General features: G+C 68.5%; 15 protein-coding genes. 5 read left to right on the forward strand and 10 right to left on the reverse strand.

Features of this window, described 5'->3' with window-relative positions; genetic code table 11:
• Positions 1-2: 2 nt before the first annotated feature.
• The 5 genes from I8N67_RS24815 to I8N67_RS24835 all read left to right on the forward strand — a co-directional run bounded on the left by I8N67_RS24815 (position 3) and on the right by I8N67_RS24835 (position 5,080).
• Positions 3-692, forward strand: a complete 690-nt coding sequence (locus tag I8N67_RS24815) for a zinc finger domain-containing protein (RefSeq protein ID WP_200305707.1) — start codon at positions 3-5, stop codon at positions 690-692.
• Positions 693-864: 172 nt separating this feature from the next.
• A complete protein-coding gene (locus I8N67_RS24820; RefSeq protein ID WP_200305647.1) occupies positions 865-1,299 on the forward strand; it encodes a DUF2637 domain-containing protein in 435 nt (144 codons plus the stop codon).
• Positions 1,299-2,561 (forward strand): hypothetical protein, encoded by a 1,263-nt coding sequence (locus I8N67_RS24825; protein ID WP_200305649.1) that lies wholly within the window; start codon positions 1,299-1,301, stop codon positions 2,559-2,561. The genes I8N67_RS24820 and I8N67_RS24825 overlap by 1 nt, the downstream gene beginning before the upstream one ends.
• Positions 2,562-2,858: 297 nt before the next feature.
• Positions 2,859-3,359, forward strand: a complete 501-nt coding sequence (locus I8N67_RS24830; protein ID WP_200305651.1) for a plasmid mobilization protein — start codon at positions 2,859-2,861, stop codon at positions 3,357-3,359.
• Complete coding sequence (locus tag I8N67_RS24835; RefSeq protein ID WP_200305653.1) at positions 3,356-5,080, forward strand: relaxase/mobilization nuclease domain-containing protein; 1,725 nt, start codon at positions 3,356-3,358, stop codon at positions 5,078-5,080. The genes I8N67_RS24830 and I8N67_RS24835 overlap by 4 nt, the downstream gene beginning before the upstream one ends.
• Before the next feature lie 81 nt (positions 5,081-5,161).
• On the opposite strand, the gene I8N67_RS24840 is transcribed toward I8N67_RS24835, so the two are convergent.
• The 10 genes from I8N67_RS24840 to I8N67_RS24885 all read right to left on the reverse strand — a co-directional run bounded on the left by I8N67_RS24840 (position 5,162) and on the right by I8N67_RS24885 (position 15,033).
• Positions 5,162-5,581, reverse strand: a complete 420-nt coding sequence (locus I8N67_RS24840) for a hypothetical protein (RefSeq protein ID WP_200305655.1) — start codon at positions 5,579-5,581, stop codon at positions 5,162-5,164.
• Positions 5,578-6,555: a hypothetical protein gene (locus tag I8N67_RS24845; RefSeq protein WP_200305657.1), complete on the reverse strand. Its 978-nt coding sequence runs from the start codon at positions 6,553-6,555 to the stop codon at positions 5,578-5,580. The genes I8N67_RS24840 and I8N67_RS24845 overlap by 4 nt, the downstream gene beginning before the upstream one ends.
• A gap of 402 nt (positions 6,556-6,957) precedes the next feature.
• A complete protein-coding gene (locus I8N67_RS24850; RefSeq protein ID WP_200305659.1) occupies positions 6,958-7,749 on the reverse strand; it encodes an SPDY domain-containing protein in 792 nt (263 codons plus the stop codon).
• Positions 7,750-7,865: 116 nt separating this feature from the next.
• Entirely contained in the window at positions 7,866-8,783 is a 918-nt protein-coding gene (locus tag I8N67_RS24855) for a hypothetical protein (protein ID WP_307835366.1), read from the reverse strand.
• Positions 8,784-8,866: 83 nt separating this feature from the next.
• Positions 8,867-9,889 (reverse strand): glycosyltransferase, encoded by a 1,023-nt coding sequence (locus I8N67_RS24860; RefSeq protein WP_200305661.1) that lies wholly within the window; start codon positions 9,887-9,889, stop codon positions 8,867-8,869.
• Between the two features lies 1 nt (position 9,890).
• Positions 9,891-11,183 carry a serine--tRNA ligase gene (gene serS, locus I8N67_RS24865; protein WP_200305662.1) on the reverse strand — a complete coding sequence of 431 codons (1,293 nt, stop codon included), beginning with the start codon at positions 11,181-11,183 and terminating at the stop codon, positions 9,891-9,893.
• Entirely contained in the window at positions 11,176-11,886 is a 711-nt protein-coding gene (locus I8N67_RS24870) for a histidine phosphatase family protein (protein WP_200305664.1), read from the reverse strand. The genes serS and I8N67_RS24870 overlap by 8 nt, the downstream gene beginning before the upstream one ends.
• A complete protein-coding gene (locus tag I8N67_RS24875; protein WP_200305666.1) occupies positions 11,883-12,809 on the reverse strand; it encodes a phosphotransferase in 927 nt (308 codons plus the stop codon). The genes I8N67_RS24870 and I8N67_RS24875 overlap by 4 nt, the downstream gene beginning before the upstream one ends.
• Positions 12,809-14,059 (reverse strand): methionine adenosyltransferase, encoded by a 1,251-nt coding sequence (locus tag I8N67_RS24880; RefSeq protein ID WP_200305668.1) that lies wholly within the window; start codon positions 14,057-14,059, stop codon positions 12,809-12,811. The genes I8N67_RS24875 and I8N67_RS24880 overlap by 1 nt, the downstream gene beginning before the upstream one ends.
• Positions 14,060-14,139: 80 nt before the next feature.
• Positions 14,140-15,033 (reverse strand): aminoglycoside phosphotransferase family protein, encoded by an 894-nt coding sequence (locus I8N67_RS24885; protein WP_200305670.1) that lies wholly within the window; start codon positions 15,031-15,033, stop codon positions 14,140-14,142.
• Between the last annotated feature and the right edge of the window lie 127 nt (positions 15,034-15,160).

Consider the following 15,160-nt stretch of genomic DNA (forward strand, 5'->3'; position numbering starts at 1 on the left):
CCCTGGAACGCCGCGAAGTCGCAGCCGTCCTGGCCTACATCGGCCGCCTCGACCCCCGCACCATCAGGACCGACGCCGGTGAGGCCCGCGACCAGATCGCCCAGTGGCACGAGCTGTTGAGCGACGTGCCCCTCGCGACGGAACACGGCTGGGACGTCCGCGAGGCGATACGAGCACACGTCCTCGACTCCCCGTACCCGATCCTGCCCGTGGATGTCGCCCGCAAGTGGCGCGCGTACCGACGCGACCGCCTCGACCGGCACACCGATCCCACGCCGTCCGCCGATCCGGACGATCCGGCGTCCTGGCGTGCCGAGTTGCTCGGCACCCGGCGTGCTGTCGCCGCCGGGACGGCCGCGCCCTCGACGCACCGGCAGATCACCAGCGCTGCCCCGCACTCGGACATCGAGGCCCGCCTCGCCGCCATCGGATCGTGCATCCCGTCGACCGTCCGCGCCGAGCTGGCCCCCTACCGGCCGGCCCGCGCCGCACGAGAGGCGGCCGTCGCCGCAGGACAGCCCGACGCCCTCAGCGTTCCGTGCCAGTGGTGCCACGCCGCCCAAGGCGAGCCGTGCCGCAACCGGCGTGTGGGCCTTGACGGTCGGGCCCGGGGCAATGCACCCCGCGCGACGCCACACCCGACCCGCGTGGACCTTGCTGCGGTGGAGCTCGCCCGGCAAGAAGCGGCGTGACTCGCACCAACTCCCTGTCCCTGAAAGCCGTTTCACTCTCGGTCGACGGCGCGACGCCGTATGCCCGGTGGATCCTTTGGAGAACCCCATGCCCCCCACCGCAACATCTCCCGCCCCGACACCACTTCCTCTCCAGCGCCGGACGCCCCCGTGGCAGGGCACCGCAGTCGCCGTGCTTGTCGCGCTTGAATATCTGATCATCTTCGATCCCCTGCAGTCGCTCGCCGCCGCGATGCGGGTCCCCGGATACCTGACCTACGCCTTTCCTCTCGCCATCGACGGGTTCATCGCCCTCGCCGTCTACGTGCTGGTTCGGTTGCGCGCGGCCCCACTCAGGGTTCGGGCCTACGCGTGGACGCTGACCGGCATCGCGATCGGTATCCGCGCTTCGGCGGTCGCCGTGCTCGGCGTCCTGGTGGGCCAACAGAGACCCGAAGTCGACTGGCACGTGGGCGACGTGATCGCCGTAACCATGTGCGGCCTCGCGCCGCTCGTCCTCGCTGGCACCGTCCACCTGTACGTCCTCGTCACCCGCCACGCCCCGAAGGTGATCCCCTATGACGTGCTGGCCAACGGCCAGGAGCCAACTCGGGACGGTGACGGCTGATGCCGCCTCTGCCACGTTGGGACGCCGGCTCCCTCGTGCTCGTCGCGCTGTCCTTCGTCGCCGGGGTGCTCGCCACGTGGCTGATCCGACGAGGCCGACGCGGCAACAACGGCCATCAGCAAGAGCGACGAGGACCATTCGCGCTCCGGCTGGCTGCTGTGGCCGCGGCCGTCTGCACCGGCTACAGCGCCGACACCAGTTGGCGGTTCGCGGGCCACTACCTCGGCATGTACAGCACGGCGGAGCGGATCGCGATGTTCGCCGCCGGAGAGCTCGCTCTCTTCGCCACCGCACTGCTGGCCAGGCAGAACCTGCACAGCGCCAAGAGGGCGCCGGGCCTGCCAGGCGTCCTGGTCTGGGTCATCACCGCGGTACAGATCATCCCCGCGTACGCCGAATCGGGTCTGGTCGGCGGCACCGTGAGGGCCTTCCTCGGGCCGGTCATGGCTGCCGTGCTCTGGCACCTCGCCATGGGCATCGAGCTGCGCCACCGCATCTCGCAGGCCGCCTCCAACAGCCTCGTCGCCCGCATCGGCCGGGAGGTACGCGAACGGCTCCTGTCCCGCCTCGGCATCGCCGATCGCAGCCGTGACGCCCAACAGATCGCCCGTGACCGCGCCATCACCAAGGCCGTCGCCCTGGCCGCGCGGCTTGCCGAGAAACCCAAGGCCCACCGTGTGACCTGGCGGGGCCGACGTATCATGCGCCGCCTGTCCGATGCCATCGACCGGGCCCAAGTGGCTACCGACCCGCAGCAGCACGAGCAACTCGTGGCCCGGTTCGCGGCCCGCCGGCACGCTGCGGCGCTACTCGACGCCGACCTGAACTCTCCCTGGGCGCGAAGCACCCACCAGCGCACGGCGATCGAGCCCTCGGCACTACGGACTTCCGGTACCGGTCCACGTTCCCATGACCGACGGCATCCCTCACGGGCCGGTGAGCCGGAAGTGGCTACCCCCAGGAGTCGGCGGAACAAGACCGCAGCCCTGCCCAAACCGGGACCGTCATCCGCCGTTCCGGAACAAGGCGTGCCGGAACCGAAGCCCGGCCGTACAGGTCGCCCGCCCAACATGTCCGTTGACGAGTTGCTGGCCCTCGCACGGGACATCGTCGACCGCACCGGAACGGTCTCCCACAATGCGATCCGCGCAGAGCTCCGCAAGCTCGAACGCAAAGCTGCCAACACCCGGATCGCGCAGATCCTCGACACCGTCAAGGTCGAGACCGGCGTCCCGGAAGCAGTCGGTGGCAGCGGCGGGTAGCGCCACGAACCTCAACCGGCAGGGGCGCCGGAAGTCATTCCGGTACCCCCATTCCGGCATTCCTGGCTGCCACTCCGCCGTGCGCACACGGGCCCGGCCAACCCTCTCCTGCGCGACCCACCGCACCCCACGACCGCACGCACCATGGAGGAGCACTCTATGCACCACCGGCACCACGAAGTCCCCACCCACCACCACGAACGGCACGAGAGCCCCACCAGCCCTACAACGCCAGCAAGTTGGAGGTCCGGACACTCCCCCGCAGGGGGAGCGCCCGAACCCGGCCCCGCCCCGGGGGTGGCGGGGTCCGTCCGGCGCCAGGGGGCGCCGGACGGGAAGGCTGCGACCGAGGGCGGATCGCAGCCAGGAAAGGTCGGCCGCGAGCGCCGGACCAAGATCAAGGGGAAGGCGCGTCCGCGCGACAAGAAGCAGCGTCCCGCCCAGAGTGTCCGCCTCAGCGATCACGAGCACGCCATCATCCAGGTCGGCGCCGATGCCGTCGGCATGAGTCTGGCCGGCTTCCTCGCCCACTCCGCGCTGGCAGCCGCCCGCGACCAGTCCCGCACCGCCGCCACCATTGCCACCGAACGCGATGTGCTCACAGAGCTGTTCGCCATGCGCCGTCAGCTCGGCTGGGCCGGCAGCAACCTCAACCAGGTGGCCAAGGCCCTCAACTCCGGTAGCGGTGTGCCCCACCTCAAGGAGGTGCTCGCCGACATTCACCGCGCGGCCCACTCCGTGAAGAAGGCCGCCGACCGGGTCACCAACCGCCAAGAGGAAGAAGGTGAGGCGGCTTGATCCCCAGCATCCACAAGCAGGGCAGCCGCACCCTCGGCCTGCTCCGCTACCTCTACGGCAAGGGCACCCACGAGGAGCACACCGACCCGCACCTGGTCGCCTCCTTCGACCACATGGCGCCCGACCCCGGCCGCGACCCCTCGGCCACGACGGAGGACCTCAAGCAGCTCCTCGACCAGCCCCTCCATCTGCTCGACGCAGACCAGCGGCCCGAGAAGCACGTGTGGCACTGTTCGGTGCGCGCCGCCCCCGACGACCCGATCCTGACCGACGGCCAGTGGGCCGACATCGCCCGCCGCATCGTCGCGGCCACCGGCATCGACCCCGGCGACGGTGCGGGCTGCCGCTGGGCCGCCGTCCGCCACGCCGACGACCACATCCACATCATCGCCACCCTCGTACGCGAAGACGGCCGCCGCCCCGACCACCATCGCTCCGGCAATCGCGCCCAGGCCGAAGCCCGCCTCATCGAAGCCGACTACGGCCTCCACCGCGTCACCCCCGGCGACGGCACCGCCGCGAAGCGCACCACCAGCGCCGAACTGCACAAGGCCGAACGCCTGGGCAAGGAGCGTGCGGCGCGCGACGAACTGCGCGAAACCGTCCGCCGTGCGGTGGCCGGCGCCACCAGCGAGAAGGAGTTCTTCGACCGCCTGGCTGCCGCCGGCGTGTTGATCCGGCAGCGCGTCGCACCCTCCGGCGATCTGCTCGGGTACAAGGTTGCGCTGCCCGATGACCGTAACGACGACCAGGAACCAGTGTTCTACGCGGGCTCCACGCTCTCTCCCGACCTTTCCCTGCCCCGTATCTGCGAACGTTGGTCCGGCGACACCCCGCCCCAGAGCACCGACACACTCTCGGAGCAGCCCACAGGCCCGGCACCCAGCAGCCCCGCGGCGGCACGGCGGCGGGCGGCCACGGCCGCGTGGCAGGCGGTGTTGGTCATCGACGGTGGTGAGGACGCCCAGGTGGCCGCACATATCGCGGCGGCCGGGGAGATCCTGGACGCGCTCGCCAAGACCTCCGCCGCCCACACCCGGACCGAACTGGGCGAGGCGGCCTTCGCGTTCGAGCGGGCCACCCGCTCCCACATCAAGGCTGAGCGCGGACACGACCGTGCCCTGCGCCAGGCCGCCCGCGACCTCGTCTACGGCGGCCCCGCGCTTGGCCGCGGAGAGGACGGGGCGACCACGGCGATGCTGATCGACATGGCGTTCTTCCTCGTCACCGCCGCCGCCCACTGGCACGCGAAGAAGGAGCACGCGCAGCAGGCCGCCGCCGCCCACCAGTCGGCCGAGCACTTGCGTGCCGCCTACCGGGCCGCGGCCGACATCCCACTGGCCGCGCTGTACCAACGAGGCCGGCGCCTGTCCCAGCCCCTCCGCCAGATGCAGGCTTCCCACCTACGTCAGGGGGTGCCGGAGCTGGCGGAACAGGTCCTGGCCGAACCTGGCTGGTATGCGCTGGCCGCCACCCTCGCTGACACCGAGGCGGCCGGACACGATCCGACCGCACTGCTGACGGAGGCGGCTGGGCGGCGGGAGCTTCAGACCGCGGAGTCGGTCAGCGACGTGCTGGTGTGGCGACTGCGCCGCATGGCCGACCTGCCCGCCGACGCCTCCGCAATATCTCAGCCCAACAGCAGCCCCACGGCGCCGTCGGCCGGGCGCACCACCGGGCCTTCCACGAGCCAGACCGACCCGCGCCGCAAGGCCAGATGATCTATGGAATTCGGGACCTGGCGGCAGGTCAGGTGCCTCGGGCCACACGGAGTGTGGCCCGAGGCACCGTGGGTTCGGCGCTCACGGCCGCGCTTCCGATTTCTCGGTCTGCTCGCTGGAGATGAGATCCAGTATCCGATCTATGACGCCCTCGGGGTCCTGGGTGCGATCGATCCAGCTGATGACCCCCTCGTGAAACTGCCTCCACCCGTCGGTGTCGAACCGGTAGGCGGCCTCGCGGATCTGGTCGAGGATGCGACCCTCGGTGTACGACACGTAGATGCCGAGGAACTGGCGGACGTTGAGTGGGCTGATTTGCTTGGGGTCGTAGACGACGTGATGGTCGTCGCCGTCGAGCCGGTGGGTGAAGACGGTGCAATCGTCGAGAAGAGCCTGCTCGACGTGAAGGCGGCGCTGCGGTCGCTCGGACACGGCGGCGAGGTGGTCGCACATGCGCTCGCGGAAGTTGTCGAAAGCTGCTTGCCTGTCGATTGTCGTCATACCCCTACCTCCGGCCGCGGCTCGGAGATCGCGGCCATGATCCGGTCAACCGCCCGCTCGACACGTTCCTGCGAGGTCGGGCCCTCGACCGGCCGTTCGGTCATCTGTAGACGCATGACGCGCAGGGTGTCTGTGAAGTCCGAAAGCCGGGAGATCGTGGCGTCGAGGGAGGGCGCGTCGAGGAACACACCGGGGCCGTCGGGGTCCTCTAGAAAGACGTCTGGGTATTCCTTGGTTGTGCCCTCGTCGAAGCCGAGATGGGCATGGAGCCGGACCGTGTCGGAGCCGTCTGTGTCGACTATGACCGCGGTGGCCTTGCGCCCGTAGTGCTCGATGTACGTCTCGCCATCGTCGTATTGGCGGGTGACGCACTCGTCGGGCTGGCACCACGACCAGTGGCCGGACTCGGCTGCCGCCCTGCCTTCCGTGAGGAGGCCAGCCATCTCGTCGATCGCTTCCGCCAGCTTGCGCAACTCGGCCGCCTTTGCCCGGGCCTGCCCGGCGTCGAGGTCATCGCCCTGCAGGCCGATGGCCGGTTTCGAGGTAGAGAGGTGGAACAGGTGCGCGTATACGAGGGGCTCTTCCCGGGAAATGCTGGTGACTACGTGATCGGAGCTGGTGTGGTCGAAGTGGTAGCCGGTCTCGACGCACCACCCATGTACGGTGCAACGGCCTTCTGCGGCTGAGCGGGTGGCGGCGATACACGCGAGCTCTTTCTGGAAGAGCTGCCCGAACAGGGCGAGCGCGGCGGCGGGGTCGGGCGCGCGATTGATCAGGGGCGAGATCTCAGCGGTCAGCTCCGTTACGAGTGCCTCCCCGGCCTCGGTGAGCTTGCCATCGGCAACGATGAGGCTGTCAGGGTCCACGTTCGTACGGGAAGCGGTGTTGGGGCGCCTGTCGCTTGGGGCAGGCAAGGACTCGGTCGCAGGAGCAGCCGACTGCTCATCGATGGTCGACTCGGTTGCGGTGTTCACGGGTTCTCCCTTGATCGGCATGACGTGGGGTTGAACGCCTCGGCCGACGGCTCCACCCACCGGCTTCGAGACTCTCGTGCTGCTGTTCTGTCGTCGTAGTCCCAGCGTCAGGTGCGGTCCACGCGTCCCTTCTCCCTTCGAAGGCATCCAGCCCGAGAACCCTTACGCGGCACTACAATTCGCGCTCTTCAACGCACGGACTGGGCGGCGACAAGCAGTCCGCGTACTCAGCCGCACAGCAAAGATGCCCCTGCCGCCGTCCCCGAAGGGATGGCGGCAGGGGCATCTACGTACGACCACTGCCAGAAGGTGCATCCTTCATCCGGTCCTGCACAGCGCAGGAGCACCGACGTGGGTGACGTCGCGCGGGATACGAGATAGCCGGTTGCAGGCTGAGAGGCGTCAGTCGCGGCGGACGACGCTGAGTCGGCCCTCGGCGCTCTCGGGCAGCGTGCGGCGGGGCACCGGGTCGGGTGAGGCGAGTGAGGAGGCGAAGTCAGCGACCAGGTCATGCGGGACGCTGGCGCTGAAGTTGGCGCACCACAAATACGGGGCGCGGAGAACGGGTTGCGCCCATGCCTGCCAACCCACCAGGTCGGGACGCGGATCTGCGTCCTCGATCAGCGGCGGCAGCATCTCCAGGGAGACGCTGGAGGAGAACCCGGGGTCGATGGCGGTGGTGTGGGGCCGGTCCACGTCGCGGACCCAGCCCCGTGCGCTGAGGGCGTTGACGACCGTGTCGGGCCCCGTACAGCCGACGTCCGGCGCCTCACGGGCGTCGAGCGCGACGAGGAGATCGGCGAGCGCCTCGTACGGGACGCCGGCGGTGAAGTACGCGTTCCACTCCGCGAGCGCGGAGGTGGCATGCGGGCGGGCACTCAGCTGCCAGGCAACGGGCAGTCCGCCCAGCTCGAACGGGTAGGCCGCCAGGATCCACTCGGCGCCGCACAGCCCGTCCGGGCTCACGTACAGCAGGGTGTGGCGGGCCGTGGGCCACATGCGCCAGCCGAGGCCGGCCAGGGTGTCGCCGATCCGCTCGGCGAGAGCACCGTCGTCACCGGCGAGATGGCGAGGGGTGACCCAGTACACCGGGTCCGGCGAGTCGGGACGGGCAGGGTCGTTGAGGTGGTGCGGGTGCAGGGGCGCCTCCGTGGACTCAGGGTGTTTTTCCGGCAGGGCGTTGTACGTTCGCATCCTTCTCCGCATAGCACCAGTCCCTTCTGGATCTTTCCCGTCTGCCTCCGGCGAACTGGCGCAAAAGTGGACATATTTGTCCCGGCAAGCGAGCTCGATCTCGCCAGAATTCGCCTTCAGATGCCCAGTTCCTTCTCGATCGCCATGGCCACGGCTGGCCATGGGACATTCGGTTCGTCGAACAGTCGCCAATAGCGATACGAGGCGCGGACCAGAGAGCTGACACCCAGCCTCGCCGAATCAGGGTCGATCGTTCCGATCACCCGGCGTGTGATTCCGCCGGCTCCCCGCGCGGCGGGCCGGATGCCATGTCCAAGGAGGAGAGTGGCGGTTCGGACGGCGTCCAGGGTTGATGGGGGAGCCAGGGTCGCGAACCTGCCGAAGACGAGGTCTCTCCACCCCAGTTGCGTACGTGCCCAGGCCAGCCGTTCCAGTCCGGTGCCGAGGTCTACCGCCATGCGCTCAGGGTTGTCGGCGTTCCAGAGGAGGACGATGTCGCCGAGAGTCAGGTCGAGGTGGCTGAAGCGAAGGGTGATGCCTTCGACTTGACGGCGTCGCCATGTTGTCAGTTTGCCCTGGACGCTGATGTGGCGCGCATGGAAACCCAATCGCGACAGCACGCTGAGCCAGCCGTCCAAGATCACACCGTATTCGTCAATGCGTTGAATCGGCTGGACACGGGAAACGTTGACGAACGAGGTCAGGAATCCTTCCCGGAGGTCGCCCGAAGCGTCACGCTGCCCGGTGAAACGGACAACAGGCTGGGGCAGGAAGCCGCTGCGGTAGGTCAGCGGACGCCCGTCCTTGAGGAGGGGGTCAAGGGCTTGGACGGCCGAGATCGTCAGCTCGGTCTCGCGGCCCCACCGAATCGGCAAGCAGGCGTCCTGCGGGACCCCCTGGGCCGCGAAGCCCGCCTTGAGCCCTGCCAGTAGCTCTTCCCATGACGGGGTCCGACGAGGTGGACAGTACGGCGATCCTCTGTGCGCATGCTCGATCGCGATCCGTCCGTCGGAAACGGTGAACTCCCATTGCACTCCGAGGACTTGACGGAGGACCGCAGGTAGGCGGACCTCCGAACAGGCCGACGGCCCGAGTACGAGCTCTCTGGAACTGCTCGTCAGCATGACCGAGTCGACATCGCGGTGAAGTGGCGTGCCGGATCGAAGCGATGCATCCCGACCTCTTGGACCTCCGTGTGCTTGAGGCCCTCGGCCTGCTCGATCGCAAGGGCGAGAAGCTCCGCTGCTGCCTCGTCGTCCTCGTCGGGGTCGGCCACCGTGATCACGCCTGTCTGATCGCACAGGGCCGCCTCGGCGCAGGTTCCCTCGCGCCACGTGAGCGCGGCCATGGGGGTGCCGGCGCGGAGGGACTCGCCGAAGACGGCGGCACCGGCCTCCACGTAGGTACGGGCGTAGGTGTAGACGAAGACGGAGGCGTCGCGGATGGCAGCGGTCTTGGCGGGGCCGCCGAGTTCGCCGGCCCGCTTCACGTGGCCTGCGCTGAAGAGACGCTCGTGGCGTCGCACGTATGTCTCGTCGAAGACGGGGCCGACGATCTGTATCCGGCGGCCGAGGATCTGGGCGGCTCGGACCGCGATGTGCGGGGCCTTTTCCTCATCTATGCGGCCGAGCCACACGAGGTCGTCACCGGCGACGGCCGGCGGTTCGTCCTCGTCCAGACCGAGGTGTACCGCGAGTTCAGGGATCGGATGGTGGTCTGCGTAACGCTCGATCATCTCGGGCGAATAGCAGTAGAGCCGTGACCGTTTGCCGTCGAAGGCCGCGTCGGCGTGCTGGAAGACGGGCGAGTGCTGGAATGTGGCGACGTCGCAGTCCAGCTCACTCCACGTGCGGGTCCAGGCCGGAAGCGACGGGTATTCGTGCCCCACGACCAGGAGGTCGTATCCGGTGCTGCGGAACTCGCGCTCGGCGAGCGATCCGGTGGTGAGGTCCTCCAGGCGGACCGGCCGTCGGACCCAGTCGTTCTGCAGGTCCGTGAGCCAGCCCGGCCCCAGGAGGTGTACGTCGGCGCCTGCGGCTCGGGCGCCTACGGCGACCGCCCACAGCCATCGTTCGATCCCGCCGTAGCCGGCAGGTGGAAAGGCGTAGCTACCAGGGAAGTCGCAGACGCCGACGAGCACGTTATGCCTCCGGTGTTCCGTCCGCCGAGATACGGCGGAAGCCGAGGTACGGGACGAGAGATTCGGGCAGGACGATGGATCCGTCCTGCTGCTGGCCCTGCTCGAGGAGAGCGGCCAGGGTGCGGCCGACGGGGAGGCCGGAGCCGTTGAGGGTGGCGACGAGCTTGGGCTTGCCGTCCTCGCCGCGGGTCCGGATGTTGGCCCGGCGGGCCTGGAAGGTGCCGAAGTTGGAGACCGAGGAGATCTCGCGGTACGTGTTCTGGCTCGGGATCCAGACCTCGATGTCGTAGGTGAGCTGGGCGGAGAAGCCCGTGTCACCGGCGGCCAGCTTGACGACGCGGTAGGCGAGGCCGAGTTCCTTCAGACATGCCTCGGCATGGCCGACCATCGTCTCCAGTGTGGCGTCGGCGTCCGCCGGGTCGACCATCTGGACGATCTCGACCTTGGCGAACTGGTGCTGCCGGATCAGGCCCCGGGTGTCGCGGCCGTACGAGCCGGCTTCGGAGCGGAAGCACGGCGTGTGCGCGGTGAGTGCCATCGGCAGCTCGGCGGGCGGGATGATCTCGTCGGCGTAGAGGTTGGTCAGCGGCACCTCGGCCGTCGGGATCAGGAACAGCTCGCGGTCGGCGACGCCGGTCTTGAACAGATCCTCCTCGAACTTCGGCAGCTGCCCCGTGCCCGTCATCGTCTTACGGGTGACCAGGAACGGGACCGCGTGCTCGACGTACCCGTGCCGACGGGTGTGCAGGTCGAGGAAGAGCGTGGCCAGAGCGCGCTCCAGTGCTGCTCCGGCGCCGCGCGAGACCGCGAAGCGCGGGCCGGACAGCTTCGTCGCCCGAGCGAAGTCGAGGATGCCGGTGGCCTCACCGAGGTCGACGTGGTCCTTCGGCTCGAACGGGAAGGCCGGCGGAGTGCCGACCCGCCGGATCTCGACCGCGAAGTCCTCGGAGTCGCCGTCCGGGGCCGCGTCGTCCGGCAGGTTCGGGATGCTGAGGAGGAGGTCGCGGAGCTGCTCCTCGACCAGCACCTGCCCGGCCTCGATGTCCCGGATCTGGTCCTTCAGTTCGCGGGCGCGCTCCTTCAGCTTGGAGATGTCGCCGCCCTGCTTGGCCGTCTGCTGGACCTCACTCGCCGTCCGCTTGGACTCTGCCCGCAGCTCGTCTGCCGAGCGGATGTTCTGGTTGCGCCGGGACTGGAGGGACTCCAGCTCGGACAGGTCCAGAGAGTAGCCGCGACGAGCGAGCCGACGAACCGCTTCGGCACCCATTTCGATTAGGGCGCGGGCATCATGCATCAGGAAGATCCTTCTGATCCGGCGAGTGGGATACAGAATCGACGGTAGCAACCGCCGAGCCCTCGCCGATCCGGAATATGTCCGCGCCTCCGCGGTCGGCGCGACCTTCGGGAACGTCTTTGTCGAGATCACTCATCAGCGCCGTGATCCAGTCCGGCAACTTGTCGTCAGGTACGGCGATCGGCTCGACGTACGGTGCCTCCGGGAAGAACAGCGGCATGACCTCCTTCGGCGATCGGCTCTGATGCCAGAGGAGCACGGAGGCCAAAAGGCCGTGCCCTACCAGAACACGGGGACCTGGGCGCTCCACGGCGGCCAGTACTCCCGCGAGCATCCTCCGAATGCCGTCGCGCTGTGACTCGGTGCCACCCGTCGGCCTCTCGCCCGAACCGTGGCCGTCAAGCCAGACCGCGTACTCCAGGAACGGGCGGCCCTCGAACTCCCCATAGTCGAGTTCGTTCAGCCGAGGGTCGATGACGAGGTCCTCTGTCGGCACACCCATCAGCAGAGAAGCTGTCTGCTGGGAGCGCGGGAATTCACTGGTCAGCCACGTCCGCACCGCGTGGAGGGGGAGAGTGGACCAGCCCAGACTCAGCGATTGCCGACCCTCCTTGGTCAGGTGGATGGGTTGGGCCGGGTCGCCGTTGACGAGGTACCGCTTGCTGTAGTCCGTCTGGCCGTGACGGAGAATGTAGGTGGTCACGAGCCTCTCCTCGGGGTCGACGCGGAAAGGCCGGCGAGCACTTCCGCCATCTGCGGTGCTCTCGAGTCCCCGGCTTCCAGGTAGTAGAGGAGTCCGTCGAGGGCCAGCGCTCTGCACCACGGCGCGAGTACGGGAATGGGGATCCGCGAGATCCGGGCGGCAGCGGCCAGCCGTCCGTCGGTCCCGTGTCCAAGGTCGTAGTAGACGGTCCAGAAAGCCCAGTCGAATGCCGCGTCACCCAGCATGGGTAGCGGATCGAGTAGCCGAGGGTGCCCCAGCCAGTCGAATGGCACGTTCTCCCGATACAAGTCCGCGTGCAGGACAGTCGTCCTGCCTATGTCTTCCTGCAGTCCGGCGAGCGCCGGGAGCGTGGCGTCGACGAGGAGATGCCATGCGTCGAGGTCGAGCGTCTCCATCCGTCGCCGGATCCTCGGCAGCATCTCCGTACGAATGTGGCTGGCGAGCGGGGGGAAGCTGTTGGGTCGCAATCGGCGCTGACCGAGAGTGTGCAACCCTTGGAGGGCGGCCGCCACCATCTGAACCTCGCGCTCTGGCCGTTCAGCGCCGCCAGGGCGCCCTCCCACCAGCTCCAGGGCGGCCACCGCCAGGTCGTCAGCGGCCTCGACGACGTCCGCCGTCGGTCCGCGGGCCCACAGCCGCAGTGCACTGACTTCGTGGCGATGCCGGGCGCGGTCGGTCCATGCCTTGAGGAGTAGCGGACGCCCGTCGAGGGCGGTCGCTGTCGCGATCACCGAGGCGTGTCCGGCGTCGTGGTAATCGCCGAGGGACAACTTCCAGCGTTCGGCGGCCTGTTCCAGCAGATCTGGTGCGGCGTCCAGCCACGCCTGTGCTTCCGGCCCGTAGTGCGCGAGTAGTCGCTGCTGGCACCCTGCGGGAACTTCTCCGAGCGTCCGCGTCGCCATCAGCTCAGCACGATCCCTTCGGAGACCAACTCGTCCGTCAGCGCCGGGAACTCGCCGAGAGCCTCGGCGATCAGGGCCTGTACCTTGTCCACCTCGGCGTCGGGAGAAGACAGGCGGACGAGTATGCGCCAGGGCTGATCGAGTCGCTGCCCGGTCGTGCTCACCAGGTGAACCTCGGCGTGCCCCTCGGTCGCCTCGTGGAGCCGGTTGGCGAGCCGCTGCGCGGCAACGTTGTACAGCTTGCCGACGTGGTAGACGGGGTTCTTGCCGTTGGCGCCCTCAAGGTTCATCGGCCGCAACGGTGTGATCAGCCCGTTGACCCGGTTTCCTCGCCCCACAACGCCTTCGTCACCGGACTCGATCGAACTGCCGGTGTAGGTGAGGTACAGCTCGTCCTTCTCCGGAACGTCGCGAGCATTCAGCCGAAAGCGCGCCTCCGCTCCAGGCAGCCAGAGGCCGACGAGGCGGTAGCACTCGGCGAGGACGGTCTCCGCGTTGCGGACGTACTCCGCCCGGCTGGCGACGTGACGCGACTTCTGGGGGACGCACAACACGATGTCGGCCTGGGCTCCGTCCCAGTAGCCCATGAGTTTGACGTCCGAGCCGCACCAGGCGTGGGCGAGCGTGAACTCGCTCCTCCCGGAGAAGTGGTCCACCAGCTCCCGTACGAACGACTCGAACGGGTTCTCCGGCGCCCAGCCGGTGCCGAGAGACGTGTCGTTGGAGAGCCGTACCCGCCGCTCGCGGAGATCCTCGACGGAGCGCGGGTTGAACCAGCGGGTGCGGTCGGGCACCCCGTCGCCGGTGAGGACCGCACCCGGGCTCGAATTGCTGGTGATGTTGAAGACGATGTCGAGGTGGGCCGAGACCTCGGGCAGTCGCTCGGCGAAGAACGCCCGGACCTCGGCCTCCACTATGTCCTCGACCGGGATCAGCTCGCCGCCGCACATTGGCGCGGCCCTCCCATTGACCAGGACCCGCACCGGCGATGTCATCCGGCCGGCCCCGTACCGCACTTCGCTGGCTCCACCGAGGAGGGCGAGCTTGTCGAAGTTGTGGTGCAGTACGGCGCCGAAGCGCTGAACGGTGTAGCGGCTATAGGCGCGGGACAACCGCTCGGCGAGATGGTCGGCCAGGGTGTCCGGATGGCCGAGGCCCTTGCGTTCCACGATGCTCGTCGCGTCCGGCTGAGCCATGCCGGTGTCGATGACGATGTGACTGTTGTCGATGGTCGTGCTCGTACGAGGCATCACGAACTCCCGTTCAGGGGTGGGTAGAAGGGGATGAGCGCAGGCGTCAGCACGCCTGGACGAGCGCTGGAGTGGAGGATTCAGCGAGGAACGCCAGCAGCGCGGAGGAGCGCGACCGTCTGAGCGAGTGATCGGTACGCGGAGGCAGCCTGTTCCTCGGCAGCGAGTCGATAGACGTCGTGGGCGGTGATGAGGTCGATGTCCCGCGTCCGACGGCGATCGAGCCAGAGGAGGAGGCGCCAGGCCAGGACCGGCCCGCTGAACGGCAACCGGGTCAGGAGATCGACCGGGATACGTCCGGGCGGCACGCCCCGGTACAGCAGGTCGCGTACGAGGTGGAACACCACGTCGGTGTAGTCGAGTACGGCCGGTCCGCAGGCGCTCGCCTCCCAGTCGACGACGTGCAGGCGCTCGCCGTCCACGAGGAGGTGCTCGGGCTTGATATCGCCATGCAGGTGAACGACCGGATGGGAATCGATCGGCTGGAGCGCCTCACTCAGCACCGTCCACCAGGGCAGCGACCGGCAGCGAGGAGAGAACTGATCGAGCAGGAACCGGTGCGAGGAAGCGACACTTGCTTGCCGTGCTTCCCAGCCGGAGCCGGGAGTGGCGCCAGCGGTAGGCTGGTGCAGCCTGCCGCTCACAGCCACGACGTGACCGATGTACTCCTCAATCGCTGAGTGCGTGCTTACCGAGCACGGCGTCCCATCCACCGTCCGGAATACCGTCCAAGACCCGGGCTCATCGTTTCCCGTGGCCAGGACGGCCGGGACCGAGATACCCCACAGGACAGCGCGCTCGACCGTCGCGACCTCACGCCGACGCCGACCTTCGGGGTCGATGCCGACGTAGATCTTCAGCAAGGCACTGCCGTCCGTGGCGAACCGCGTTCTGGAGTACGGCTTGAGAGCTGCCGGTCCGAACGGGCCGAGACCCTGCTCAGTCCACGGCTCCACCGTCTTCGTGCTGCGCACCCTCCACACCTCCAGTACGTATCAGCGAGCCGTGCCCTGCTCCCACCTGAGAAGCAGGGCCGATCGCCAAAGCCAGCCGAAGCGGGAGGAGTTGACCACATTGCCCGGCGGCTTTTTCGATCTACTG

The organism is Streptomyces adelaidensis (genome assembly GCF_016598475.1).
In the GTDB taxonomy this organism is placed as follows: Bacteria; Actinomycetota; Actinomycetes; order Streptomycetales; family Streptomycetaceae; genus Streptomyces; species Streptomyces adelaidensis.